A 26050-nucleotide genomic window follows, 5' to 3' on the forward strand; every position below is an offset into this window, starting at 1 on the left:
CGGGCCGCTCGTGGGCGGCGGCGGCGGCCACCGCCGGCTTGGCCGGGCGGGGCGGCGGGGCGGGGTGGGCGGCCGGACGGGGCGGCGGGGCGCTTTCGTCGAGATCGACCACCAGCCGCCAGCCCATCCCGTCGCGCGGCGGGATCAGGAAGCTGGTCTTGACCGTCGCCGGCTTGCGCAGATCAAGGGTGATGCGGCCGCTGCCGCCGCGGATCTCGTTGACCGCGCCGCGCGCCTGGGCCAGCCGGGCCGGGCCCTGCCAGTCGAGGTTGGGGACGTCGATCACGATCCGGTGCGGGTCGCTCATCGCGGTGACGCGGAACGCCACCTTGTCGGACAGATCGGTGACGAAACGGGTCACCCCGTCGCCGCGCTGACCCAGGCGCGCGCCAGAGGCCGTGGCAGCGGCACAAGGAGGGGCCGCCGCCGCCATCGCCAGCAGCGCAGCCAGGGCCAGCACCGGCCCCGTGGCATACCGTTTTCCCACCATGCCCACCCGTCAGCGAGCGCCGAACTCCGGAAATCGGCTTCAGCTATACCGCAGACATTATCGTGATCTCAATTTAAAAAAGTCTTTGATTTCGAACAGTCTTCCCCCGCGTCTCGTCAAGGCGCCGCCACAACCGGCCCCGGTCGCAACAAGAGCGTTGTCGAAAGCGTTAACTCTCGCTATTTTAATGCGTCATCAGCACGCAAAGTCCGTTCGTCCGTTCGCGGACGGTGGCGGAGCGCCTGTTCGCGCGAGACGCGATCCGGGCGAGACGCCCGGCTTCGGCCTGCGGTGCCAGTTTCGAATTCGAAGCCGGGCGTGACGCCCGTGATCAGGTTGCCGCCGACCATGTCGCCCGTTCCTCATCCCCCGATGATGATGGTTTCCGCCGCAGACAGGCCCGGCCTCGTCGGCATGCCGACCGATCACGCGCCCTGGCGGCGCGCCGGCTTCGCCCGATCAGACAGCAGCCCTCTGGCGCGCCTTGCGCCGCGAGTGGCGCCACGGAGATATGGATTTAATGGTCAAACGGATGTTGATCGATGCCACCCACCCGGAGGAAACCCGGGTGGTCGTGGTCAATGGAACGCGCCTCGAAGAGCTTGACGTCGAAACTTCCACCAAGCGCCAGCTGAAGGGGAATATCTACCTCGCCAAGGTCGTGCGCGTCGAGCCGTCGCTCCAGGCGGCCTTCGTCGAATATGGCGGCAACCGCCATGGCTTCCTCGCCTTCAGCGAGATCCATCCCGACTATTTCCAGATCCCGGTCGCCGATCGTCAGGCCCTGCTCGCCGCCCAGCGCGCCGAGGGGATGCACGAGGCCGCCGCCGACCGCGACGAGCCGGCCGAGGGCGAGGCCGCCGAGGCCGCCGAGGGCGAGCGCGCCCAGCCGGTCGAGACCGTCGGCGGCGACGACGACGCCGAAAGCGAGCGCCGCCGCGCCCGCCTGCTGCGCAATTACAAGATCCAGGAAGTGATCAAGCGCCGCCAGATCATGCTGGTGCAGGTGGTCAAGGAGGAACGCGGCAACAAGGGCGCGGCGCTGACCACCTATCTGTCGCTGGCCGGGCGCTATTGCGTGCTGATGCCCAACACCGCCCGGGGCGGCGGGGTGTCGCGCAAGATCGTCAGCGCCACCGACCGGCGCCGGCTGAAGGCGATCGCCAACGAGATCGACGTGCCGGACGGGATGGCGGTGATCATCCGCACCGCCGGCTCCGAGCGTTCGAAGACCGAGATCCGCCGCGATTACGAATATCTGATCCGGATGTGGGAGAGCGTGCGCGAACTGACCCTGCGCTCCAGCGCCCCCACCCTGGTCTATGAGGAAGCCAGCCTGATTAAGCGTTCGATCCGCGACCTCTATTCGCGCGACATCGACGAGGTGCTGGTCGATGGCGACGAAGGCTATCGCCTCGCCAAGGATTACATGCGGCTCTTGACCCCCAGCCACGCCAAGAAGGTCCAGCCCTACAAGGACCCGGCGATGCCGCTGTTCCACCGTTATCAGGTCGAGACCCAGCTCGACGCGATGCACAGCCCGGTGGTGCAGTTGAAGTCGGGCGGCTACATCGTCATCGCCCAGACCGAGGCGCTGGTGGCGATCGACGTCAATTCCGGTCGCGCCACCCGCGAACGCCACATCGAGGAAACCGCGCTCAAGACCAACCTGGAGGCCGCCGACGAGGTGGCGCGCCAGCTGCGCCTGCGCGACCTCGCCGGCCTGATCGTGATCGACTTCATCGACATGGAGGAGAGCCGCAACAACCACGCGGTCGAGCGCCGGATCAAGGAGGCGCTGAAGAACGACCGCGCCCGGATCCAGGTCGGCAAGATCAGCGCCTTCGGCCTGCTTGAACTGTCGCGCCAGCGGCTGCGCCCCAGCCTGCAGGAAACCACCTTCGTCCCCTGCCGCCATTGCGGCGGCACCGGGCTGGTGCGGTCGGTCGAATCCGCCGCGGTCCATGTGCTGCGGGCGATCGAGGAAGAGGGCATCCGCCGCCGCTCGTCCGAGGTCACCGTGTTCGTGCCGACCCCGATCGCGCTCTACATCCTCAACCAGAAGCGCGCCGCGCTGGCGGCGATCGAGGCCCGCTACGATTTCGCGGTCCAGCTGGCCGGCGATGACGATCTGATCCCGCCCGCCTTCCGGATGGAGCGGATCAAGGCCGAGGCCCGGACCGACGAGCCGGCCCATGTCGCGGTGACGATGGACGACAATCTCGCCGCCCGCCTGTCGGCCGAGGAAGCCGAACCGGTCGAGGAGGAAGAGGACGAGGCCGAGGAGAGCGAGGCCGAGGCCGAGGTGCCGCGTGGCGAGGATGGCGCCGAGGGCGAGGGCAATGGCGGCAAGCGCCGCCGCCGCCGCCGCCGCAAGCGCAAGGGCGGCGAAGGGACGGGCGAGGGGGCCGGTGACGGCGCCGAGTCCGCGCCGTCGCCGCTGACCGCCGCCGAGGACGAGGCGGTCGATGAGGACAATGCCGGGGCCGAAGGCGCCGAGAGCGACGAGGACGGCGAGGACGACGCGGCCGACGGCGGCGAGACCGGCGAAGGCGGCGAGGGCGACCAGCCGCGCAAGCGTCGGCGGGGCCGGCGTGGTGGCCGGCGCCGGCGGCGGCGCGACGAGTTCGGCGAGGGTGAGGGCGAGGCGCCCGCGTCCGAGTTCGGCGAAGGCGAAGCCCCCGAGGGCGACGCGGTGGCGGCGGTGCCGTCCAGCGATGCGCCGTCGGAGGATGTCCCGGCCGAGACCGCCCCGCCCGAGACCGCCCCGGTCGTCGAAGCCGCAGCCGAGGTCGTGGTTGCTGCCGCGCCGGTGGTTGCCGAGGCGCCTGTCGCGGTTGAGCCGGTGAGCGAGCCTGCGCCCGAGCCCGAGCCCGCGCCAGCGGTGGCGGCGGAACCGGTGACGGCCGAGGTCGTGGCTGAGCCGGCTCCCGAGCCGGCGGCGGAAGAGAAGCCGAAGCGGCGGCGGGCGCCGCGCAAGAAGGCCGAGAGGGCCGAGCCGGTGGCGCCCGCGCCCGAGCCGGTGGCGGAAGAGAAGCCGAAGCGGCGTCGCACCACCCGCAAGAAGGCGGAAGCGGTCGAGCCGGCCCCGGAAGCGGTGGTTGAAGCCGCGCCGGTGACGGTGGCCGAGCCCGCGCCGGCGGCGGTTGAGCCGGTGACGGCTCCGGCGCCCGAGGCCCCGGTGGCCGCGCCGGTCCCGGTGGCGGCCGAAGCCGCTCCGGCCGAGGCCGAGGCGGCGGCGCCGCTGCCGGTCGCGCCGCGTCGGCGCGGCTGGTGGAGCCGCTGATCCCTCAGGGGTGAGCTGAAAACAGGATGGCGCCGTTCCCGCGAAGGGGACGGCGCCATTTTCGTTTGGGAGGGGCGCTCGGCGCCCCGTGGCTGTCGCGCTACGAGGCGCGCGGCTTCGAACTGCCATCACCGCAGCGTGGGATCAGGTTCGATGCCAGCCTCAATCCCGGGCGCTTTGCAGGCTGATGCCGGTAAGCATCGCCGCTGCTCGCCCAGGCGGCCCCCGTTCGTTCCGTGCAGATCTCACCGGCGCGGATGTCAACCCGCTGCGGGGCTGCCGCCCCGCTCCCCGCCTGGAGGCTGAGCCTCCAGACCTCCCCTGTTTTTCAAGGGGGGCATCACCCCACATGAAGGGTCTGGGCGAGTGCCCAACACGGGAGGGGGCCGGAATGAGCGGTGTTGGTGCGACCAGCGATGGTGGGCGGACCTGCCTCGCCGCCCCGGGAACCCTGTGAGGAATCGCTTGTTTTATGTCTTGTTGTTATTCGAACTTTGGTCGGGGTAAAGCGCCAGTGTCTCGGCCAGCATCCGCTCAAGCCCAAAACGTTGCCGGACGAACGCGCGGGCCTGTTCCCCCGCCCGACGACGCCATTCGGGATCGCGCAGCAGGCGCAGCACGACCTCGGCGGCATGGGGCGCGTCGTCGCGTTCCAGCAGCCAGCCGGTTTCGCCATGCGCCAGGGTTTCCCCGGCCCCGCCGGCCGGAGTGGTGACCACCGGAGTTCCGATCGCCTGGGCTTCAATCAGCACGTTGGGGAGGCCTTCGGTCGCCGAGGTCAACAGGAACAGGTCCATCGCCGCCATCGCGGCCACGGTATCGCGCTGATGCCCGACGAAATGAACCGCATCGGCCAATCCGGCCCGCCGGGCATGCTCTTCTGCCGTCTGACGGAGCGGCCCATCGCCGACGATCAGGAAATGACAGTCCGGCAAGGACCGCCGCACCGCTTGTGCGATGTCGAGCCATAACAGGGGGCGTTTTTCCACGCCAAGGCGAATCACCGTGCCGAGCAGCGGTACCGATTCCGCCAAACCAAGCGTCCGGCGGTACTCCTGCCGTCGGGCATCCCGCCTTCCCTCGCCCAGGGCGGCAAAATCAAACCCATTGCGCACCACGGTGATCCGACCGGGCGGCAGCCCCAGCCAGCGTTCATAGGCGCGTGCTCCGGCCTCGCTGTTGTTGAGCATCACCACGCCGGGCGCGTTCGCCAGCAGGCGATAGGCTGGCCGCATGTAAGGCAGGAAGAAGCTGAAGCGATAAGGCGGCAGGCTGCGGGTTGACAGCAGGATGCGCGGCACTCCGGCGGCAACCGCGGCCAGTCCGGCTTTGACGTTGATGTCATCCAGCCAGAGATGGACCAGTTCCGGTTTCAGCCGGTCGAAGGCGCGCAGAAAGCCGCCGATCTGTTTCAACGACAGCGGTAACCGTTCGGCTTCGGCCAGGGCGGCGGTGACGGACGAGGCGGCTTCCTTGTCATCCGGATCGGGCATGGGAAGGTAGACGTCGATTCCCTCCTGCTCGATCTGGGGGAGAAAAAAGCGATTGCCCGGCGCATCAAGATACTGCCCCAGCAGGGCGTAGGGATGGTCCCGCCGCCGATGCAGTCCGATCAGGGTCAGCATCGCCTGGCGTTCAGCTCCCCCGGGGCCGAGGGTGCCAACCACCAGCAATCGCCGGGACGATGGCTTGCCTTCCGTGCCGCCACAGGCGAGAGCCGCCGCCCAGAACTCTCGCAATGACCTTGCCGACAGCGCCTCAAGCAAAGCGGGAATGACACCCGGTAGGTGCGATCGTGTCCGCCAGATCCACATTGCCAGGCGATGCCCAAGATGGACCACCGCGCCTTTGCCTCGCGTGATCAGCCGCTTGATCCGCAGCGTCACCGGCCGGCGAGTCCCCCCGCACGTGGAGGGCAGCAGGCGAACCCGACCGTCGGCGACCGCCGCTCCGACCTCGATCTCTGCCGGAGGGGGGCGGCACCAGATCCGGCGCGGCTCCGGTGGAACCAGATCAATCCTCTCCACCCCCATCGCCAGCCCGGCCACCCCGCCAGGAGCGAACATCGGCGCGCTGAGAACGCAAAGCCGCTCGGGACGGAAGGCGGCGATCTCGTTGGCGATCCGTGCCCATTGACCACTGCCTCGCAATTGGTTGGCCCAGGCGAACCGCTCTGGCGCCAGCACGGCCGACAACGTCCCGGTCCCCGGGGATGACCCGCCCTGTTCACTCCAGCGTTCCAAGGCAACGCGAGGGTTGGGGCCGAAGCGGAGGCACGCCTCGTCCCAGTCGGCTTGGTTGGGGCCGACAATCATTCGGATCCGGCCTGAACAGGATGGCAGCAACGCCGTGACGGCCTCGAGCTCTCTCGCGAAATCGCCCAAGGGACTTTGGAATCCCATCACCACCAGCAGTGAACCGGCGATCGGCTGATAGATCGCCCCCCCCTGGTCCGACCGCGTCAGTGCCAGCGGCAGGTCGGGAGGGGTGGAAAAGGCAGCCCAGGTGGCGGCGCCCATCGCCGCGGGAGAAAAGCGCGCCTCGACCGCCGCCCGTAACGCCGCCCGGTCGGGGCGGGGAGCCGCCAGCCAATGCTCGCAGGCCTCCGCCAGCAGAGCCGGATCGCGCCCGACCACCGTGCCGCCACCGGGCAGGATCGCCTCGGCGCAGCCGCCAACGGCGGTGGCAACCACCGGCACCCCCATCCACTGACTTTCCAGCAGTACGTTGGGCAGCCCTTCCTGCCGCGAGGTCAGCAGGAACAGATCAAGGCAGGACAGGGCAATCAGCGCGTCGGGAACCAAGCCGGGCAGGCGGATCCGATTGCCAAGCGCGGTCCGGGCGGCAACCTCGACCGAGGGGCGGAGAATGCCATCACCGAAAATCACGAATTCAACACCGGGGTCGCGTCGGGCCAACCGGGACGCGACCTCAAGCCACAGGCCGGGATCCTTCTCGTCAGCGAGGCGGAAAATCGCTCCGACCAGCCGGGCTGCGGGGGCGACCCCCAGATCGCGGCGCAACGCGGCGCCGGCACCGGCCTCGGGCTGGCGATAGAACGAAGGGGCGAAGGCGTTGGGCACCACCCGGAACCGATCGGGCGGCAGGTGCAGCCACGCGGCATAATCCTCCGCCCCGGCTCGGCTGTTGACCATCGCCGCAACCGAGGGGCTGGCCAGCAGAACCCGGTAGGCGTCCCACATCCAGGGCTGAAAATAGGCGAAAAAGGGCGGGCTGGAATTGCGGCAGTTGAGGACGATTCTGGGAATGCCCGCGACCAACGCTCCCAACCCGGCGGTGACATTGATGTGGTCCTGCCAGCATTGCACCACGTCGATCTGTTCGTGGCGGAACCAACGGGCATAAGCGCAAATTTCAGTGATCACCCAAGGGGGCAAAATACCGGACAGACTTTCGAGGTTGCCGGGGATGGCCTGCCGGGCCGGAGAGGCCTCGGGCAGAAACTCAATCACCCGGCAGCGATCCAATCCGACCAGGGCGGGCCGGTAGAAGTCCGCCCGCGCCGCCGTCAAATTCTGACAGAGGACCGTGATCGCCGCGACCCGTTCATCGGCGGCCAGTTCCTGTGCGGTCAACACCAATTGACGTTCGGCCCCGCCGGGACCCAGGCTGCCACCGGCCAGCACCACACGCATTCCGCGACTCATGGGCGCCGGGTTCCGACGAAAACAATCCGAGCGGCATTGCCGATCACCGCATCGGGCTGGTTAGCGGAAGGCGGCGGCACCGGGCTGGCTTCCATGGTTCGTCGCCATGGAAGCCAGCGTCGCCGAGGCGGAACGGCAGCCGCCGCCCGTTGCCCGACCCAGGACTCGATCGCCGCAGGATCAAATCCGACGAGGCCAAGCCAAGCCCGATCAAACCCTACCGAGTTCAGTTGATCGACCAGCCAGCCCGGCGTGACACTGCGTAAATGTTGCCAGCGATGAAAAAAAGTTCCGCATTCGGGGCAAACACAGGAATCGAGATCAAGATCCTCCGCATTGGGACACGTCAGGATCAAATGGCCGCTCGGTTTGACCAATGTCGCGGCTCGATTCAGAAATCCCGGCAATTGATCTTCCATGACGTGTTCAATCACTTCAAGGCAAAATACGACATCATAGCGCCGTCCCCCGGTGCCGTCTTCAATCCCGAGAAAGCCCGGCAGCCCTCCCAGCCGCTGCCGCGCCGCTTCGCTGCGCTGGGCGCTTGGTTCGTACAGGGCGGTTTTGAACCCAGCCGAGATCAGAGCCGCGGCGAGATCGCCGTCGCCACCGCCGAAATCGAGATGGTTCCCGTCCGATCGGAGATAATGCGGAAACAACTTGAGCAAACTCGGTGCGGCCCCGCGGGCAAAGGACAATTCGGTCAGTCGGGTCTGGGCGACACGATCCCAGAAATCCCCGATACTCCGCTCGGTCCAATGATGACGGCCGGGCGGCGGTAAAGGATCGCCGCTCACTGCTTGATGACCAGGGCTTGGCCGGTCGGCAACATGACGATGCGTTCCGGGCGGGAGGAAAAGAAGTCGTCGGCGGCCAGCTTGGCGCCGGGACAACTGCTGAAGCCATAATCGTCCATTAAAATAACCCCTCCGGAGAGCATCCTGTCATAGAAAAAAGAGAGGGAATCCAAGGTGGGGCGATAGATGTCCACATCAATATGGACGAAACTGAAACGGATGTCGGTCACATCGGGAAAACGCTCGGGAATCCAGCCGCGATAGATCCGGTAATTGTCAACCGGCGCCAGGGTTTCGCGCAATTTTTCTTCGCCGACGCGCAGGGCCCCTTCCGACCAATAGGATCCGTCACAGGTCTCCGGTGCCGACAATCCCTCGAATGAGTCGAACAAATGCACCGTCCGTCCGACTTCTCTCAAGGCCAAGCACAATAACAAGGCGGACCCGCCCTTATATACACCGCATTCGGCGGCGTCTCCGCCCAAGAACGATACCGCACGGGCAATTTGGTAAAGTGTATATTTTCGATCAAGCGAATGCCAGTTGTCAGGATCCATCGCTCGTCGGTACAGGGCGATGAACTCCTCGTCTTCAAGGAAAATACGGCCAAGCTCGCTAAATTTGTACTTTGGATAGACCTTGGCGGCGAGGGCTTCGGCCAAACGGTAGCGTTGCTCCTCGGTCCCCCCCTCTCCGCCAACCGTGAGCCCGAGCAAAGTGTCGCGCGTCCCGTCACCCAGTCCCAGAATCTCACCCGCCTTGGTCATCACCCATCGCTCGAGCCAGCGAGCCAACTTCTCACGCATCCTGTTATTCCTTACGTTGAAACCCGGCACGCAACCGCTCGGCCCATCTCTTCGTGGCGATAGGACAGCGCTGTCCGGTCTCTGTGACCGCAAACGGTGCGAAATGCCTTAATTCAGCCGTTTCCGGCGGGGCTGAAGTTCCGGCATAGATCCGCTGGACAGGGAGGCGATCCGAACGGGTGTTGGCATCCTTTCTGGCAATCATGAAGTGCAGATATGGGGCGTCATCGAAGTCGCCGACCGTGCCGAACTGACCTGGCCGTAGGCAACTGAAGCGCCAGTGGGGCGGTTCACGTCGGTGACGTGACGGCAATCGCACCATTACGGACTCCACCACCCGCCAGCCATTGGCATCCGCCCAGTCAAACCAGAATGTTGGCGAAAACTGGAAGAAACCGTGGTCCACGTAACCATTCATTGGGCCGACATGGACGAAATGCCCGCCGTTACGCAAGAGATTCCCACAATGGAGCAGCGCGTTCGGCAGGTGGAAAACATGCTCAAGAGTTCCTCCGTCGAACAGGATGTCACAGCAGCCGACCAAGTCGGGGGGGGTGTCCCGGCGATTGAGATCGAACACGATCTCCGCCCCTTCTTTCCCGTCGAAATCAAGACTGGCCACCGAGGCGAAGCCGAGTGCACGAAAGAAGGATTCCGGGGTGACCCGATCCGCTTCCTGGTCCCACTGGTCTGGCCCGAGCGTCGGGGGGAAACGTTCCCGGTGTAAGAGGACGGCAAGCCCATCTGGATCGATTTCAACCACCTGTCGACCGAGCATCAGAACCGCGCCGCCGAGATGGTGGGCTTGGAGGGAATCCAGCAACAGGGGAATGAGATTGATCGAGATTCCCATTTTGGGCTATTCCCTTGTCTTTATTTTCTTGCGTCAGGGTATTGAGCCGGGGGGGGCGGCACTGGGGTCTGCAAGCTCGTGGATTTCTCCAAACGGCGAACGGGAGCCAAGCCAGTAACTGTTGTCTCCGAAATGACATGCGGCACATATCCCGCGCAATGGGCTGTTGGGATCGGTTAACATCCTCCGATATCCACGCACAGCATCCTGCAACGGGGTCCGGTCAAGGCGATACAGCCAGGGCATGTCGATAAACCAACTGCTGATTGCGACACTGCAACAGGGGGCGATCCGACCGTCAGAAAGCAGCAAGGGACCTTCAAATGGGGCGAAGCAATAGGGAATTCCGGGGGAATGCTCGGTCAGGATTTTTCGGGGTTTGCCAAAATGATCCAGTCGTTCAGCCAGGAATCCGACTCGATCCACCTTGCCGCGCCAGAATTCAAGGATCCTACTGATCTCGCCTTCGAACGATTGGAACATCACCATGTTGACCCCGATCGTTACCTTTGCCCCGGCGGCACGGGCGCGCTCCCTTAGACGGCTGATGTTGGCCAACACGGTTTCCAATTCGCCACCAACCCGGTTGGCGCGATAGGTTTCCGGATCGATCCCATCGACACTGATGATGACATTGGTCAGGCCCACACGCAGAATTGTGTCTATTCGTTCATCATCCAGCAGTAGGCCATTGGTCAAAACCATCGGCTCGATCGGAAGATGCCGTGCCTGCTCCAGGATCTCACCGGCTTGTTTGTGGACAAAAACTTCCCCTGCCGCCGAAAACAATACCTTCGTTCCGGGCGGTAATTGTTCAAGATAGGATCGACTGGTGTCCAGAGACATCAATGTCTTGGGTTGAGGCAGACGAAGGTCCTTGAACGAATAGTCCGTGCCGTCTTCGCTATGAAACATGCACATGCGGCACTTCAGATTGCAGAAATCTGAAATCAGCAGGCCTGCTTGATAGTAGTAATCAGAATATTTAGAGAGTATTTTGTGGGATTCTGAATAATCCAGGTTAAGGCATGGCGTGTTTTGGAAAATGCCTTTTCTTGCGCTTTGATACAGCTTAAGCAGACGCTGCCGTGTCAGCCGTGTTGGTCTGACCATCAAAACTCGTGGCAGATGTTTAGAGCTAATCGATGGTACCGCCCAGGTCTTCCCCTCGAGGAATCGTCCCGCATCCAGAAGCAGGCTGTCACTGTCTCCCAGCCAATCGGGAGCTTTGGCCGCTACCGCGTCGAGAAACTCCTCTGTCGCTTCGGGTTCATGGAGTAACAAGAGTTGAGCTCTGCGCAGACGAGACCAATCACCTGGCTCCTCTGCCAGGGATAAGGTGAGAACGCTTCCCTCCCCCCCCGGCTTCCCCTGTTTCTGGGGAAGCGAGTGCGTTAAAAATGAAAAAAAAGAGCTGAGAATTGACATCGGCACGGGCCCAATCTTTTCGAAATACTCATGTAAATGCTGTTGCTAGGCATCAAAAATATACGGCTCATGTTTTTCTGGATATTTTCATGTGCAATGACTCGTCCATGCAAACAAGGGAATCTGTTATGACTGAAACTTCCCCTTCAATTTTTATTGATTCTGCGTTCTCGATAAAATCTATGCGTTTGCCGTCCGGAAGTGCGGTGCCCACAGTGAGAAAATACTCGCCGGGGGCAATTCTTATGGTGCAATCGACGCGGATTGAGATCAGTTCACCTTGTTTCGCCGCAAACAGGCGGCTGCCCGCCGTGTAATTGTTCAGACCCCAGAGGATGATGCCCCGGCGGTCTTTGATAACAAATCCAGCGCTGAAAGCGTCAATGTCTTGGTGACAGTGAAGGGTCATGAAGAGGGAACAGCGGCTCCCGACCGCGACTGAAGGTGTAGTCTTCCCTTGTGGACCCTGCACCCCCCAGGAGATTAACTGAAGCGGTCCGTCACCGTAACGGGTGTGGTATGGGGCCTTGCGAAGGCTGTCTCCAGTCGAGGATGATATTGGGGGTGGTGTCACCGGATGAGGGTCGAATAGTAATTGATGGTAACGACTTACCGCCTCCTCGGCTATCCCATTGAAAATGATCCGTCCTCCATCCAGGATCACCGCACGGTCACACAGCGCCGTGATGGAATTGACGTCGTGCGACACAAACAGAATCGTCTTTTCTCGCTCGATCAGCCGCCGCATGGCGTTGAAGCATTTCATCTGGAACCGGGCATCGCCGACCGACAGCGCCTCGTCGATAATCAGGATGTCGGGATCGACGCTGATCGCGGTGCTGAACGTCAGTCGGGCCTGCATCCCGGTCGAATAGGTCCGAAACGGCTGGTCGATCACCTCGCGCAGTTCGGCGAAGTCGATGATCGAGTCGAGCTTGCTTGCGACCTCGCGTCGGCTCATCCCGAGGCACATCCCTCCCATCAGGATGTTCTCACGACCGCTATAATCGGGATGGAATCCCGATCCCAGTTCAAGAATCGCGGTAACCCGGCCGTTGATCTCGATCGTGCCGCCGCTGCGTTCCAGTGTTCCGGCCAGGATCTTGAGCAGGGTGCTCTTGCCCGCGCCGTTGCGGCCGAGAATCCCCACCACCTCGCCCCGGCGGATCGTCAGATCGATTCCATCCAGCACAATCCGTTCGCGGTGCCGCCGCCTCCCGGTCAGCGCTTCGATCGCCGGCGCCAAGGCGCTGTCATAGCAGCGATAGACCTTGCGGACCCCCTCGGCGCGAATCGCAATGTCGGCCTCGCTTACCCCGCCGGTTTCGGACGGCGACGGATCCGTCATAACGCATCTCCGAAGTGATGGCGCAGCATGGCGAATGCCCAGGCGCCGAGCGTCAGGATCGCCAGGCTCTCGAACGGCAGGGCAATCCAGGCCCAACCGTGATCCAGGGCCCCGGTACTGAGCGCGTCCTGCCAGCACCACACCAGATGGCTGAACGGGTTCACCGCCAGAATCCGACCAAGCCAGTCTGGTGTCGCGCTCGGATTATACAAAATCGGCTGGGCGAACAGATTGAGGGTGCAGAACAATTGGACGAACTCACGCAGATCGCGGAAGAACACCCCGACCGATCCCAGTAGCAGGGCGCACCCGGTCATCGCCACGGTTTGGCACAGGATCAGCCACGGCACCAGCAGCGCGGTCCACTCCAACCGTCCCTGCCAGATCGCGGCGGCCAGGGTAAAAACGAGCGCCCCGGCATAGGGCGCCAGCGAGGCCAGCGCGGTCTTGATCGGCAGCACCTCGGTGGGAAAGATGATCTGCTTGACCAGATTGGCTTCGGCCACCAGAGCGGTTGACGCCCGGCCGAGCAGATCCTGAAAGGCCAGCCAGGACACCAGCCCGGCCAGGATGTTGAGCGAATAATCCGATACCCCGCCCTCGCCGACGAACCGGGCCGGAAACACATAGGCGAACAGCAGGGTGTAAAACAGCATCAGCAGCACCGGCTGCCCGAACGCCCAGGCGATTCCGACCATCTGACCGGCATGGCGGGTCCGCAGTTCCCGGCCGATCATCGCCCCGATCAGTTCCCGATTTCGCCACAAACCGCGGGAGATCGCGATCAGCGTCCGACTCATCATGCCTGCTCCCGCCACGCCTGGACCATCAGCACGTCCCACAGCGGATATTGCCAATTGTCCGGCCCATCGAGGTGCGCCTGCCACATCCGGCGGATCGGAGCGGGGTCGAACAGGTCGTCCGCCGCCAGCCGCGCCGGATCAAGCAGATGTTCGGCCCAGTCGCGCAACGGCCCGCGCAGCCACAGGCCGATCGGCACCCCGAACCCCATCTTGGGCCGGTCGATCAGCGCGGGGGGAACATAACGGTACAGCACCTGACGCAGCAACCATTTGCCCTGGCCGTCGCGGATCCGCTGATCGGGCGACAGCGAACAGGCGAATTCGACCAAGCGATGGTCGAGCAGCGGCACCCGCGCCTCCAGGCCGACCGCCATGCTGGCCCGGTCCACCTTGGTCAGGATGTCGTCGGGCAGATAGGTCAGCATGTCGATCAACTGTATCCGCTCGACCGGATCGGGCACCTCGCGGGCGAGATCGGCGTCATCGAGCAGATGGCGCGGCTCGTGTCCGCCCGGCACCAGATCTTCCGGCCGGCTCCAATGGGTCAGCAGCGGGCGGTAGAACTCGTTTGGCCCCCGCGCCGTGATCGCCTCGCGCAGCTTGTAGAGACGGTTGCCGAAATGGGGCGGCCGCCAGCGCCCCGGCACCAGCCGGGCCAGGATGTCCCACTGGCGCGGGGTCAGCGTGCCGATCGCCCGCCGTGCCAGCGGCCGCAGCCAGGCGGCGCGCCGCCCCAGCGGCTGCCACAGCCGGTTGGCGACGAAATAACGGGTGTAGCCGGCGAACAGCTCGTCGCCGCCGTCGCCGCTGAGGGCGACGGTGACCCCGCTCCGCGCCAGCCGGCTGACCAGCAGGGTCGGAATCTGCGAGGAATCCCCGAACGGCTCGTCATACCAGCGCGGCAGCTCGGGAATCACCTCGCGCGCCTCGGCCGGGGTGACGATCAGTTCGGTGTGGTGGGTGCCGAGATGGCGGGCCACCGCGGCGGCGTGATCGGCCTCATTGTATTCGGGCTCGTCAAAGCCGATCGAGAAGGTGTGAACCGGGCGGTCGCTGGCCGCCTGCATCTGCGCCACCACCACCGAGGAATCGATCCCGCCCGACAGGAAGGCGCCGACCGGGACGTCGGCGACCATCCGCCGTGCCACCGCGTCGCGCAGCAGGGCATCGAGCCGATCGGTCGCCTCGGCATCGGACAGGTTGGCGGGGCGGCGGGTCGCGCCCGCCAGCAGCGCCCTTGTATCCCAGTAACGCCGTTCGGTCAGTCTGCCGTCGGCGGCGACGGTCACCAGGCAGCCCGGTTCGAGCTTGCGGATGCCCCGATGGATCGAATGCGGCGCGGGAATGTAGCAATAGCGCAGATAGGCGGTCAGCGCGTCGCGGTCGATCTCGCCCCGCCATTCGGGCAGGGCGCGCAGCGCCTTCAGTTCGGACGCGAAGGCGATCGCCGTCCCGACCCGGCCCCAATAGAGCGGCTTGACCCCCATCCGGTCGCGCACCAGGGTCAGGCTGCGTCCGGTGCGGTCCCACAGCGCCAGGGCGAACATCCCGATCAGCCGGGGCAGGGTGGCGTCGAGCCCCCAGCGTTCGCAGGCGGCGAGGATCACCTCGGTGTCGGAATGGCCGCGGAAGCGGGCGCCGGTCGCCTCCAGGTCGCGCCGCAGTTCGGCGTGGTTGAACACCTCGCCGTTATAGGCGATGACGAACCGGCCGGAGGCGGAGGCCATCGGCTGGGCTCCCGCCGGCGACAGATCGAGAATCGACAGCCGGCGATGGCCCAGGCCGATGCCCGCCGCCGCATCGACCCACACGCCCTCGCCATCGGGGCCGCGATGGGCGAGCGGCGCGATCATCGCCCGGACCCGGGGCTCAAGCGGTGGATCCGCCACCGCGCCGGGAAGAAGCTTCAGCCCCGCCAGTCCGCACATTCACGATTATCCTGTCCACGTAAAGACCCGAGCTATATAGCAGCCGAGCTACGGCTTTGACACCAGAGGATGTTCCTGCCCTTTTCAGCCAATCGTTTGTGGGGCCGGTGCGGAGCGGGCGGTTGACAGGGTGAACCCGATTGTCGAAAGTCTCGGCCGGGCCATGACCACCGGTTCGGTGGCTCAGTTCGGCATCAGTAGGCTCACCTTGCCACATCCTTATGCTCTCCGGGGGCGGACCAGGATCCAGACCGTGGTCCCGGCGGCTCCGGTGTCTTGTTCGCACCTTCAGGGGGGGGGCGACGTGGTGACGAGCGAAGCGGTTCAGACAGAGACGGGGGCGACTGAGACCATGACAGCGAAGATCGTGTCGGATTCCGCCAGGGCGGGGCGGCGGGCCGGATGGATCGCCGGGGCACTGGCTTTTGCGGGCATCCTCGCGCTGGCACTGTTCCTGGTGCGATTTCCGGTCGAACGTACCCTGATCCCGCAACAGATCGCTCCCGTTGCCAATGACGGCCCCGGCTTCCGGGTCGGTCTGTCAGGGGTGGGGCGCCTGATCGAAGGCGATGACCTGCGGGCTCCCGACGTTTCAGGACTCGAATTGCGCGAGGACGGTCGCCTTCTCGGGCCGCCGCACAGTCTGCATGCCGACATTGCGGATTCCGGGGCTGGGCGCTATTCCCACTGGAGGCGGGGGCTTGTCTTTTCCAGTTCGGACAACAGCGATCCCCGCGTCAATGGGCGTGTCTACACCTATACCGGCATCGCGCGGTTCCCCTGGTGGTTGGGGCCGATCGGCCTTGTCTGTCTGGTGACGGCGGGATGGATCGGTCGTGTTCATCTGGCGCGCTTCCTGGCCAAATGCGGGATGTCGTCGGCGCGGATGGCACGGTTCCGGGCCGGATTCGCTCTCGTTGGCATCAACCTCGCGGTGCTGATCGCCGGGCTCGCATTGGTGTTCGGGGCGGGCGAGGCCTACCTGCGCCTGACCCAGCCCTTTCCCTCCGAGCACTGGCCTAGCCGGTTTGATCCCGCCGTCGGATTTCTGTTTGAACCCGATGCCGAGATTCGCCATACCAACCATCTCGATTTCTGGGTTGCGCAACGCAGCAATGGGCTGGGGTTTCTCGACCGGACGCCGCCCACGCCCGAGCAGGCCGCTGCGGGCTGCCACGTCGCCCTGATCGGGGATTCCTTCGTCGAGGCTGCCCAGGTTCCCCTGGCCGATAAGGTGCAGATCCTTCTTGAGGCGATGGCGGCGCGGGCGATGCCAGCCGCGGGAATTTCGGTTTCGGCGTGGGGCTATTCCGGTACGGGTCAACTCAACCAGATTCCCTTTTATGATCATTACGCTAGGTCACTACACCCCAAGTTGATCGTCCTGGTGTTCGTTGCGAACGATTTCGCCAACAATTCCTCGGCGCTTGAAGCGCTTCGCAACGGCTGGGATCCCGACCACTCGCCCCGGGTCCAGGCGGTCAGGGCCGAGGATGGGACAATCCGGCTGCAACCGATCGATCCGGACTGGAATCGCTACCTGCTGCCGGCTAAACCGGGAGGGGCGGCAAGAAATATGCTGCTGCCATGGTCTTTCTTTGCGACCTGGCTGCAGACTCAGATCGCCGCCATGCTTCCCCAGGCGAAAACAGATCCTGCCCTGGCGACGATTACCCAGACCCTGGTCGCACGGCCGCGTTATCGTGATCTGCTGCGGGAATGGGTCCCGACCACTGTCGGTGCGCTGGATGAGCCGTTTCGACGCGAGGATTTTTTGCCCCCGGTATTTCAGGAGGCGATCGACTTCACTGGTTTTGCCCTGGACGAGTTTCAACGTCGTGCCGAGACCGACCATGCCCGCCTCGTCATCCTGGCCACCCATTCGTTGCGTGTCCATGGGGACGGGCCGTTCCATTACCTGAAGAGACTGGCCGACGCGCGCTCCATTCCGGTGATCGATCAGTGGGATTACATCAAGGCGGCGGGGGGCGACGTGGGCGCGGCCAATTTCCGCCATGACGGGCACTGGACCCCGGCCGGCCATCGTTGGGCCGCGGAGGCCTTGCTGGCCTGGATGCGGGACAATCCCTCCTGGTGCGCCGCGTTGCCGCAAAAAAACCGGGAAAATTGAAATTGGGGCTCCAGCAGGCCTTTCTGCAGAGGGACGGGCGCTTTCGCGGCCCTTCCCGGCAGCGCGCCGTGACGGGCGTTCGCCTTGCGTCACCCGCAAAAGCTGCTACTCTCGCCCGCAAATGTGAAGACGTGTCCTCTTTTCCATTTTTGCCCCCTAGACCTTCGCAGATCAGGTCAGGCATCGACATGCATCCTGACATCGCTTTCCTGATCACGGAAAGTACATATTTTCTCTCTCATCGTCGTCCGTTGGCTGAAGGCTGCCGGCGTGCAGGCTGGCGGTCGTTGCTAATCACCAACCTCCACGAGGCGGACCGGCCCGATCTGGCCGGGATCGATGTCGTTCCCTTCGACATGGTGCGGGTTTCGCACCATCCCTTGCGCGAACTGGCGACCCTGGTCCGGCTGTTCCTGCTGCTGCGGCGGCTGCGGCCGCGCCTGCTGCACGCGGTCGGGCTGAAGCCGGTGCTGTATGGCGCGCTGGCCGGGCGGCTGCTCGGGATCCGGGTGGTGTGCGCGCTGGCCGGGCTCGGCTATGTGTTCACGTCCGGCCGGCTGCGGGTCCGGCTGTTCCGCCGCCTGATCGTGCTGTGGATGCGGCTGCTGTTCCGGCGGGGCCGGGTCCGGCTGATCCTCCAGAACGATGACGATGCCGAAAAGCTGGTCGCCAACGGCATCATTCCGCCCGAGCGGGTGGTGATGATCCGCGGCTCGGGGGTCGATCTCGACGTCTTTCGCCCCAGCCCGGAGCCGGACGGGGTGCCGGTATTCACCGTGGTGTCGCGGATGCTGGCCGACAAGGGCATCCGCGAACTGGTGCTGGCCGCCCGCCTGCTGCGCTGGCGCGGGGTGCCCTGCCGGGTGCGGCTGGTCGGTGAACCCGACCCTCACAACCTGTCCTCGCTTCCCCCCGAACAACTGGCGGCGTGGCGGGCCGAGGGGGTGGTCGAATGGGATGGCCCCGAACAGGACATCGCCCGGGTGTGGGCCGAGTCCCATGTCTGCGTGCTGCCCTCCTACCGCGAGGGGATGCCGAAGGCCCTGCTCGAGGCGGCGGCCTGCGGCCGGCCGATCATCACCACCGACGTGCCCGGCTGCCGCGCGGTGGTCGAGGACGGAATCGAGGGGCTGCTGGTGCCGGTGCGCGACTGGAGCGCCCTGGCCGACGCGATGGAGCGGCTGGTCCGCTCGCCCGCGCTGCGGGCGGCGATGGGGCGGGCGGCGCGGACCCGGGCCGAGCGCGAGTTCGGCCAGCAGCCGGTGGTGGCGCGGACCATCACTCTCTATCATCAGGTTCTCGACGCGCCATGAAGATCCTGTTCGTCGCCGACAATTACCCGCCCGAGACCAACGCCGCCGCCACCCGGGTGTCGGAGCGGGCCGCCTATTGGGCGGCCTGGGGCCATCAGGTGACGGTGATCACCTCCTGCCCCAATTTCCCGGCCGGGCGGATCCATCCCGGCTACCGCAATGTCTGGCGCGGCGAGGAAGAGCGCGACGGGGTCCGGGTGATCCGGGTCAAGACCTTCATCGCCCCCAATCGCGGCACCCTGCCGCGCATCCTCGATTTCCTCAGCTTCATGGTCAGCGCCACCCTGGTCGGGGCGGCGCTGCCCCGGCCCGATCTGGTGGTGGCCACCTCGCCCCAGTTCTTCGCGGCGGTGGCCGGCTGGCTGCTCGGCCTGCGTCACCTGCGGCCGTTCGTGTTCGAACTGGGCGATCTGTGGCCGGCCTCGATCCACGCGGTGGGGGCGATGCGGCCCGGCCTCGGCCTGCGGCTGGTCGAGCGGCTCGAACTGTTCCTCTATCGCCGTGCCGCCGCCGTCGCCGCCCTGACCGCCGCGTTCAAGGCCAATCTGACCGCACGCGGCATCCCCCCGGGCAAGATCGCGGTGATCCGCAACGGGGTCGATCTGCCGCGCTATCGTCCGACCCCGCGCGACGGCGATCTGGCCGCCCGCTGGGGCCTGTCCGGCAAGATCGTGTTCGGCTATGCCGGCACCCACGGCATGGCCCACGGCCTCGGCAACCTGCTCGACGCCGCCGAGCGGCTGCGCGACCGCGACGACATCCGTTTCCTGCTGGTGGGGGACGGGGCCGAGCGGGCGATGCTGGTGGCGGAGGCGCGCCGGCGCGGCCTCGGCAACGTCGTGCTGCAACCGGCCCAGCCCAAGGGCGAGATGGTGCGGGTGTGGAGCCTGTGCGACGTCGCCCTGATCCATCTGCGCGCCGCGCCCGAATTCGCCGAGGTGATCCCGTCCAAGATGTTCGAGGCGATGGCGATGGGGCTGCCGCTGCTGCTGGCGCTGCCGGAGGGCGAGGCGGCGGCGATCCTGCGCCGGCATCAGGCCGGCTGGTGGGTGCCGCCGGCCGATCCGGCGGCGCTGGCCGCCCTGGTGCGGCGGCTGGCCGACGACCCGGCCGAACGTCAACGCCGCGCCGCCGCCAGCCTGGCCGCCGCGCCGCTGCATTCCCGGCGGCGGCAGGCCGAGGAGATGGTCCAGGTGCTGGAGATCGTCGCGGCCGGTTACGGCGACCGCGCCGGCACCGGCCTGCCTCCCGACGGGACGGCGTGGTGACCGGGGCGGCGTTGTCCCCATCATCGCGGCTGTCCGTGCCGGCATCGTGGCTGGCCGTCCTGCTGCTGTTCGCCACCCCGACCGTGGCGATCTTCGCCGGCCTCGCGGTGGCGCCGCTGTTCGTGCTGTTCGCGCTGAGCCTGATGCTGTGGCAGCGTCCGGCGCTGTCCTGGCCGGCGCTGTCCTGGCCGGGGGCGGCGCTGCCGGTCGGGCTGGCGGCGGCCGCCGCCGGCTGGGCGGCGCTGTCCTGCCTCTGGACCGTGGCGGAGCCGGCCCCGGCGCTGCGCTCGGTGCTGGCCTGTCTCGCCCTGGCCCTGCTCGGGGCGGGCGGGCTGGGCGCGGCGCGGCGGCTGGGCGAGCCGGAACGCCACCGCCTCGGCCGGGCGCTGGTCGCCGGGGTGGCGCTGGCGGCGGCGGTGCTGCTGGTCGAGGTCGCCTCCGATTACCTGCTGATCCGTGCCCTGATGGCGTGGCGGCACGGTGGCCTCGGTCCCGACAACCCCCAGGCGCTCGAATCGCGCGGCGCGGTGGTGGTGTTGCTGCTGCTGTGGCCGGCGCTGGCGGTGGCGGCGCGGGTGTGGCGCCGCGCCGCGCTGCCGCTGCTGCTGCTGGCCGGGGCGGCGGTGATCGGCGAGGGCAAATATGCCTCGATCCTGGCCCTGGCCGGGGCCGGCGGCGCCGCGCTGCTGGTGACGGTGGCGGGGCGGCGTGGCCGGGCGCTGCTGGCGGCCGGGCTGGTCGCGGGGGTGTTGGCGATGCCGCTGATCGGGCCGCTGCTGCCGTCCGAGACGGCGCTGGAGCGGGGCGATCTGTTCAATTCCGCCCGCCACCGGGTGGTGATCTGGCACTTCGCCCTCGATCGCTGGGCCGAGCATCCGCTGCGCGGCTGGGGGATGGAGGCGTCGCGCGCCCTGCCCGGCGGCGAGGCGGAGTCCCTGGTGACGGTGGCCGGCACCGTTCACCATTACCAGCGTCTGCCGCTGCATCCCCACAACGGCGCGCTTCAGGTCTGGCTCGAACTCGGCCTGCCCGGCGCCCTGCTGCTGGCGGCGGCGCTGGGGCTGGTCGCCACCCGGCTCGGCGCCGGGGCCGCGTCGGGCGCCGCCGCGCTGGGCGGGGCGGTGGTGGTCGGCTGTCTCAGCTTCGGTCTGTGGCAGGGCTGGTGGCAGAGCTGCTGGTGGCTGACCGCCCTGGCCTTCGCCGCCACCGCCCGCGATCCTCGGGCGGACGCGGCGTAAAGCCGAGAGGCGCCGCCTCTCGGCGCTCTCCGCCCAGGGCCACGGGCCCTGCGAACCCGTTGATTGGTCTCATGGCTCTCGCCCGAGGGTTTCCCGCCACGCCGTCTCGAACGCCGTCACCGCGCGGTCGAGGCCGTAATGCTCTTCCACCCGGTGCCGGGCGGCGGTGCCCAGCGCGGCGCGGCGGTCGGGGGCGGCGGCCAGGGACAGGATCGCCTGTTCCAGCGCCGCGTCGTCGCCCGGTGGCACCGTGACGCCGGCCGGGCCGAGGATGGCGGCGGCGTCGCCGCTGGCGCTGGCGATCACCGCCCGGCCGCAGGCCATCGCCTCGGCGACGACGTTGGGGAACCCTTCGCCGAAGCGCGAGGCCAGCACCACGATGTCGAGCGCGGCATACAGGCCGGCGACGTCGGTGACCGCGCCCAGCCGGTGCGCCGCCGGTCCCGGCAGGGTCTCGGTGCCGGTTCCGGCCAGCACCAGCGCGATCTCCGGCCGGAGGGTGGCGGCGGCGGTGGCGGCGGCGAGGAAGCCGGCATGATCCTTCATCGGATCGACCCGGGCGACCATCCCGACCAGCACCGTTTCCGGGGGGACTCCCAGCGCCGCGCGCCAGCGGGTCCGGGCGGCGGGGTCAGGGCGGAAGCGGTCGGTGTCGATCCCGTTGGCGATCACCGCCCAGGCGCGGGGGCGATAGCCCTGGGCGCGGTGCCAGACCCGGCCGGCCTCGGCGTTGGCGATCACCAGCCGGGGCAGCGGCGACAGCCGGGCCAGCAGCCCGACCAGCCGGCCGTAGCGGGCCCGGTCCATGTCCGAGCAGCGCAGGCTCCACGCCACCGGCAGCCCGCCGGCCAGCCCGGCGGCGAGGGTGCCGAGCAGGTCGGCATGGTACAGCCAGGTCTGCACCAGCGCCGGCCGCAGCCGCCGCAGCAGCCGGGCCAGACCCGGCAGGCCGGCCAGGGCGCGCGGGCCGGGCGGCAGGCCGAGGGCGATCACCTCGATGCCGTCGCGCCGCAGCGCCGGGCCGATCGTGCCGGGGCCGGTCAGCGACACCACCACATGGCGGAAGGCCTGCGAGCGCCGCACCAGCCGGGCCAGCATCCCTTCCGCGCCGCCGGTGCCCAGCCCGGTGATGACATGGACGATCAGCGGCCGGGCCAGGGCGGCCAGCACCGCCTCGGTGCGCGCGCCCAGGAGGGCCACCGCATAATTTTCCTCGATCCGGGCGCGGCAGCGGCGGGCGAGGGCGGGATCGCGCGGGGGGGCCAGCGCCCGCCACGCCTCGGCCAGGGCGGCGGGGTCGCCCGCCGGCACGATCCGGCCGGTGTCGCCGAGGATCGCCGCCGATTCGCCGACCGGGGTGGCGACGCAGGGCACGCCGCAGGCCATCATCTCGGCCAGGGCGTTGGGGAAGCCCTCGCCGAAGCGCGACGGCAGCGCCCCGACATCGAGCGCGGCCATCAGCCGCTCGACCCCGGCCACCGGCCCCAGCCGGTGCAGGACGATGCCGTCCGGCGGCGGCGGGGCGCCCTCGTCGGCGGTGCCGCTGCCGGCGAGGACGAAGGCGAAGCCGGGGCCGCTGGCGGCGGCGGCGGCGAGGAAGGTGGCGTGATCCTTCATCGGATCGTGGCGGGCGATCATCCCGACCAGACAGGTGGCGTCGTCGATCCCCAGCCGCGCGCGCTCTTCCGCCCGCGCCGCCGGGTCGGGGCGGAAGCGGCCGGTGTCGATGCCGTTGGCGATCACCACCCCGCGCCCGGCCGGGGCGCCGCGCCGCCACAGCGCCTCCAGCCCGGCGGCGGCATTGGCGATCACCAGATCGGCGCGCCCGGCCACCATCGCTTCCGCCCGGTAAAGCAGCCGGTTGGCCGGATCGTAGCGCGACAGGTCCATGTCCGAGGCGCGGATGCCGAACACCACCCGGCAGCCGGGAACCGCCCGGCCGGCCAGCGCCACCAGCAGGTTGGCCACCGGCAGATAGCCGTGCAGGATCTCCGGCCGCCAGGCCCGGACCAGGGCGCGCAGCCGGCGCAGCGGCCCGGCCAGATCCCACCGCCCGCTTTTGTCGAGCGGGTGGAGCGGGATCCCGGCCGAGGTCAGCGCCGCCGCGAACGGGCCGCCGGGATAGAGCAGGGCGACCGCGACGTCATGGCCGCGCCGGGCCAGTTCGCCGGCCAGGGTCACCAATTGCCGCTCGGCCCCGCCCTGGCCGAGCGAGCGCGCCACCAACAAAATCCGCATCGCGTCCCCCCCTTGGGTGGAGGGCCTCCGGCCCTCCGCGGGATTGCCAAGGGGCGCGCCCCTTGGCCGGCTTGCCCCTTTCCCTAGTCCTCGCCGAGCAACCCGCCCCGGTACCCCCGCGCCAGCGTCAGGACGAAGCGTTCCGGCGCCCTGCCGCGCCGGACCCGCTCGACGGCGGCGAGCGGGCCTGTCGACTCGAAGAACCGCGCCGAATACTCAAGACTGCCCGAGCCGTCGCGGAACACGAAGATCGCGTCCCGGCCGGCCAGGGACGGGATCATGTCGTCGCCATAGGCCCAGGGCGCATTGTGCAGCGCGACCTTGCCGAGGAACACCACCGGATGGTCGGGCAGATGGAAGCTCAGCAGCCCGGCCATGTCATGCTTCTCGACGAACAGGAAGGCGTCGGGATGGGCGCGGTGCTGGGCCTCGACCGCCGCGAACAGCGGTTTCCACCCCTGCAACCGGCCAAGCGGATCGACCCGCGCCGGCAGCGGCAGCAGCCCGGTGGCGAGATGAAGATAGGCGAGGGCGACCAACCCGCCGCCCAGCCCCGGCGCCAGCCGGAACAGCCCCGCTCCCCAGCCGGCGCGGGGCTTCAGGCTCCAGAACCCGACCGCCGCGATGATCGCCGGCAGATAGGCCATCCCCGGCCAGTGCAACTGGACCTTGCCGCCCAGGCTGTGCTGGGCGAAGAACAGCAGCACCGGCAGCGACAGGGCGCCGAGCAGGAACCAGTCGGCCCGGCGGGCCCGCCAGCCGCGCCACAGCGCCCAGCCGCCGCCCCACAGGCAGAAGACGAAGATCAGCGGGGTCACCACTCCGGCCTCGCCGCCGAGGAAACCGGCGAGCGAGGCGAGCGGATCGACCCCGCCGGCCTCGAAGGCGTGGGCGGATTGCTTGCGGAACGAGGCGTTGTCGTGGGCGAGGTTCCACAGCACCACCGGGCTGGCGGCGGCCAGCGCCAACGCCACCGCGCCGATGAGGGCCGGCCGGCGCCACCAGACCCGCAGGGCGGGAAACAGCAGGAAGGCGGCGAGCAGGCCGGGGCCGGCCAGCACCATGGTGTATTTGCTGGCGAAGCCGAGCCCGACCGCCAGCCCGGCCAGCAGCAGGTCGCGGGCGCGGCCGTGCTGGACCAGCCGCACCAGCGCCCACAGACACAGGCTCCAGCACAATTGCAGCGGCACGTCGGGGGTGATGATCACCCCGGCGGCGGCGAACAGCAGGGTGGCGTTGACCCACAGCGCCGCCATCAGCCCGACCCGGTCCGAGGCGAAGGCGCGGCGGGCGGTGTCGTAGACCAGCAGGGTGACCAGTCCGGCGCCCAGGATCGCCGGCAGCCGCAGCGCCAGTTCCGACAGGCCGAACAGGGTGGTGGCGGCGCGGATCAGATAGGCGACCATGCCGGGATGGTCGAAATAGGACCATTGCAGGTCGCGCGACCACAGCCAGTAATGGGCTTCGTCGCCGCTGAGCGGGGCGAGGGCCGCCACCGCCAGCCGCAGCGCGGCGGTGACCAGCAGCAGGGCGACCAGCCCCCGCCGCGCCGACAGGTCCGGCCCGCCGTTCCGGCCGGGGATCTCGGCTTGCATCGTCACGAACACCCCCTTGCGGATCCGGCCCGGCGGGACGGGGGGGATGGCGACGGCCGCCGGGGCGGCTGCCCCGGCCCCCTTTCGACGTTCTGGCAGAGGTGGAGGTCTGGAGGCGTCAGCCTCCAGGCGGGGGGAGCGGGGCGTTCGCCCCGCCGGTGGGTCAGCCCTCGTCGCCGAGCGGGGCGGCGGGCAGGTCGGCGGCGATCGGCGCGGCGGGGATCACCGGGCGGGCGCGGCCAGACAGCGCCACCGCCTTTTCGAGATCAAGCTCGGTACACATGCCGAGGGTGACCGGGTTGCGCGGCTTGATGTTGGTGGCGTTCCAGTGGGTCTTGTCGCGCACCGCCTGGATGGTCTGCTTGGTGGTGCCGATCAGCTTGGAAATGGTGGCGTCGGACAGTTCCGGGTGATGCTTGAGGATCCAGGCGATCGCGTCGGGGCGGTCCTGGCGCTTCGACACCGGGGTATAGCGGGCGCCCTTCGGCTTGGCGCGCGGCTGGGGAATGTCGGTGATGGTCAGCTTGAGCCGGGCGTCGGGATCGGCCTCGCAGCGTTCGATCTCGCCGCGGCTGACCTGGCCGTTGGCGACCGGGTCGAGCCCGACGATGCCGGTCGCGACTTCGCCGTCGGCGATCGCCTGAACCTCCAGCGCGTGCAGCCCGCAGAAATCCGCGATCTGTTCGAAGGTGAGGGCGGTGTTTTCGACCAGCCAAACGGCGGTCGCCTTGGGCATCAGCGGCAGGGCCATGAATCCTCCTGAATGTCGTCTGGTCCCGTTCGGCCAACGAACGCGGCGTCGGCCTCGGCGGGTGACCTCCCGTCCACCCGCCGGAGCGGACGGGAACGGTCCCGCAGGG

At 67.7% G+C, this 26050-nt stretch carries 17 protein-coding genes; 5 read left to right on the forward strand and 12 right to left on the reverse strand.

The genetic code is table 11. The annotated features are described in order from the left end of the window. The coding region (locus ACFSNB_RS15080; RefSeq protein WP_377318033.1) for an AMIN domain-containing protein at positions 1-490 on the reverse strand (490 nt) is incomplete at its 3' end. Positions 491-1010: 520 nt separating this feature from the next. On the opposite strand from ACFSNB_RS15080, the gene ACFSNB_RS15085 reads away from it, so the two are divergent. Beyond that, positions 1011-3776 carry an Rne/Rng family ribonuclease gene (locus ACFSNB_RS15085; protein WP_377318035.1) on the forward strand — a complete coding sequence of 922 codons (2766 nt, stop codon included), beginning with the start codon at positions 1011-1013 and terminating at the stop codon, positions 3774-3776. A gap of 470 nt (positions 3777-4246) precedes the next feature. On the opposite strand, the gene ACFSNB_RS15090 is transcribed toward ACFSNB_RS15085, so the two are convergent. The 8 genes from ACFSNB_RS15090 to asnB form a co-directional block, all read right to left on the reverse strand. Then, on the reverse strand, positions 4247-7432 hold the full coding sequence (locus tag ACFSNB_RS15090) for a glycosyltransferase (RefSeq protein WP_377318037.1): 3186 nt from the start codon (positions 7430-7432) through the stop codon (positions 4247-4249). Positions 7433-7440: 8 nt separating this feature from the next. Continuing rightward, on the reverse strand, positions 7441-8241 hold the full coding sequence (locus tag ACFSNB_RS15095; protein ID WP_377318039.1) for a class I SAM-dependent methyltransferase: 801 nt from the start codon (positions 8239-8241) through the stop codon (positions 7441-7443). Next, positions 8238-9047 (reverse strand): TylF/MycF/NovP-related O-methyltransferase, encoded by an 810-nt coding sequence (locus tag ACFSNB_RS15100; RefSeq protein ID WP_377318041.1) that lies wholly within the window; start codon positions 9045-9047, stop codon positions 8238-8240. Before ACFSNB_RS15100 ends, ACFSNB_RS15095 begins: the two co-directional genes overlap by 4 nt. Before the next feature lie 4 nt (positions 9048-9051). Next, positions 9052-9900, reverse strand: coding sequence for a hypothetical protein (locus ACFSNB_RS15105; protein ID WP_377318043.1), 849 nt, complete (start codon positions 9898-9900; stop codon positions 9052-9054). Positions 9901-9933: 33 nt separating this feature from the next. Then, positions 9934-11328, reverse strand: coding sequence for a radical SAM/SPASM domain-containing protein (locus ACFSNB_RS15110; protein WP_377318045.1), 1395 nt, complete (start codon positions 11326-11328; stop codon positions 9934-9936). 67 nt (positions 11329-11395) lie between these two features. Further along, positions 11396-12676, reverse strand: a complete 1281-nt coding sequence (locus ACFSNB_RS15115; RefSeq protein ID WP_377318047.1) for an ABC transporter ATP-binding protein — start codon at positions 12674-12676, stop codon at positions 11396-11398. Further along, the gene (locus ACFSNB_RS15120) at positions 12673-13476 is read right to left on the reverse strand and encodes an ABC transporter permease (RefSeq protein ID WP_377318049.1); all 804 of its coding nucleotides are present in this window, start codon (positions 13474-13476) and stop codon (positions 12673-12675) included. The genes ACFSNB_RS15115 and ACFSNB_RS15120 overlap by 4 nt, the downstream gene beginning before the upstream one ends. After that, positions 13476-15407, reverse strand: a complete 1932-nt coding sequence (gene asnB / locus ACFSNB_RS15125; RefSeq protein ID WP_377318051.1) for an asparagine synthase (glutamine-hydrolyzing) — start codon at positions 15405-15407, stop codon at positions 13476-13478. Before asnB ends, ACFSNB_RS15120 begins: the two co-directional genes overlap by 1 nt. A 352-nt stretch (positions 15408-15759) precedes the next feature. On the opposite strand from asnB, the gene ACFSNB_RS15130 reads away from it, so the two are divergent. From ACFSNB_RS15130 to ACFSNB_RS15145, 4 genes are all read left to right on the forward strand, one after another. Further along, on the forward strand, positions 15760-17538 hold the full coding sequence (locus ACFSNB_RS15130; RefSeq protein WP_377318053.1) for a hypothetical protein: 1779 nt from the start codon (positions 15760-15762) through the stop codon (positions 17536-17538). 188 nt (positions 17539-17726) lie between these two features. Continuing rightward, complete coding sequence (locus ACFSNB_RS15135; protein ID WP_377318055.1) at positions 17727-18851, forward strand: glycosyltransferase family 4 protein; 1125 nt, start codon at positions 17727-17729, stop codon at positions 18849-18851. Further along, positions 18848-20119, forward strand: a complete 1272-nt coding sequence (locus tag ACFSNB_RS15140; RefSeq protein WP_377318057.1) for a glycosyltransferase family 4 protein — start codon at positions 18848-18850, stop codon at positions 20117-20119. The genes ACFSNB_RS15135 and ACFSNB_RS15140 overlap by 4 nt, the downstream gene beginning before the upstream one ends. A 35-nt stretch (positions 20120-20154) precedes the next feature. Beyond that, entirely contained in the window at positions 20155-21357 is a 1203-nt protein-coding gene (locus tag ACFSNB_RS15145; RefSeq protein WP_377318059.1) for an O-antigen ligase family protein, read from the forward strand. A gap of 69 nt (positions 21358-21426) precedes the next feature. Here ACFSNB_RS15145 and ACFSNB_RS15150 read toward each other — a convergent pair whose 3' ends face one another. From ACFSNB_RS15150 to ACFSNB_RS15160, 3 genes are all read right to left on the reverse strand, one after another. After that, positions 21427-23595, reverse strand: a complete 2169-nt coding sequence (locus ACFSNB_RS15150; RefSeq protein ID WP_377318061.1) for a glycosyltransferase — start codon at positions 23593-23595, stop codon at positions 21427-21429. 83 nt (positions 23596-23678) lie between these two features. Beyond that, positions 23679-25190 carry an ArnT family glycosyltransferase gene (locus ACFSNB_RS15155; RefSeq protein WP_377318077.1) on the reverse strand — a complete coding sequence of 504 codons (1512 nt, stop codon included), beginning with the start codon at positions 25188-25190 and terminating at the stop codon, positions 23679-23681. Positions 25191-25353: 163 nt separating this feature from the next. Then, positions 25354-25941 carry a DUF1013 domain-containing protein gene (locus ACFSNB_RS15160; protein ID WP_377318063.1) on the reverse strand — a complete coding sequence of 196 codons (588 nt, stop codon included), beginning with the start codon at positions 25939-25941 and terminating at the stop codon, positions 25354-25356. Positions 25942-26050 lie beyond the last annotated feature (109 nt).

The organism is Phaeospirillum tilakii, assembly GCF_042683125.1.
GTDB lineage: Bacteria > Pseudomonadota > Alphaproteobacteria > Rhodospirillales > Magnetospirillaceae > Phaeospirillum > Phaeospirillum tilakii.

Excerpts from the sequence above, each read along its gene's own strand:
- ACFSNB_RS15105 (WP_377318043.1), bottom strand. The coding sequence starts at position 9,900 with ATGGGAATCTCGATCAATCTCATTCCCCTGTTGCTGGATTCCCTCCAA.
- ACFSNB_RS15090 (WP_377318037.1), bottom strand. The coding sequence starts at position 7,432 with ATGCGTGTGGTGCTGGCCGGTGGCAGCCTGGGTCCCGGCGGGGCCGAA.
- ACFSNB_RS15155 (WP_377318077.1), bottom strand. The coding sequence starts at position 25,190 with ATGCAAGCCGAGATCCCCGGCCGGAACGGCGGGCCGGACCTGTCGGCG.
- ACFSNB_RS15115 (WP_377318047.1), bottom strand. The coding sequence starts at position 12,676 with ATGACGGATCCGTCGCCGTCCGAAACCGGCGGGGTAAGCGAGGCCGAC.
- ACFSNB_RS15130 (WP_377318053.1), top strand. The coding sequence starts at position 15,760 with ATGACAGCGAAGATCGTGTCGGATTCCGCCAGGGCGGGGCGGCGGGCC.
- ACFSNB_RS15100 (WP_377318041.1), bottom strand. The coding sequence starts at position 9,047 with ATGCGTGAGAAGTTGGCTCGCTGGCTCGAGCGATGGGTGATGACCAAG.
- ACFSNB_RS15110 (WP_377318045.1), bottom strand. The coding sequence starts at position 11,328 with ATGTCAATTCTCAGCTCTTTTTTTTCATTTTTAACGCACTCGCTTCCC.
- ACFSNB_RS15160 (WP_377318063.1), bottom strand. The coding sequence starts at position 25,941 with ATGGCCCTGCCGCTGATGCCCAAGGCGACCGCCGTTTGGCTGGTCGAA.
- ACFSNB_RS15135 (WP_377318055.1), top strand. The coding sequence starts at position 17,727 with ATGCATCCTGACATCGCTTTCCTGATCACGGAAAGTACATATTTTCTC.
- ACFSNB_RS15150 (WP_377318061.1), bottom strand. The coding sequence starts at position 23,595 with ATGCGGATTTTGTTGGTGGCGCGCTCGCTCGGCCAGGGCGGGGCCGAG.
- ACFSNB_RS15085 (WP_377318035.1), top strand. The coding sequence starts at position 1,011 with ATGGTCAAACGGATGTTGATCGATGCCACCCACCCGGAGGAAACCCGG.
- asnB (WP_377318051.1), bottom strand. The coding sequence starts at position 15,407 with ATGTGCGGACTGGCGGGGCTGAAGCTTCTTCCCGGCGCGGTGGCGGAT.
- ACFSNB_RS15120 (WP_377318049.1), bottom strand. The coding sequence starts at position 13,476 with ATGAGTCGGACGCTGATCGCGATCTCCCGCGGTTTGTGGCGAAATCGG.
- ACFSNB_RS15140 (WP_377318057.1), top strand. The coding sequence starts at position 18,848 with ATGAAGATCCTGTTCGTCGCCGACAATTACCCGCCCGAGACCAACGCC.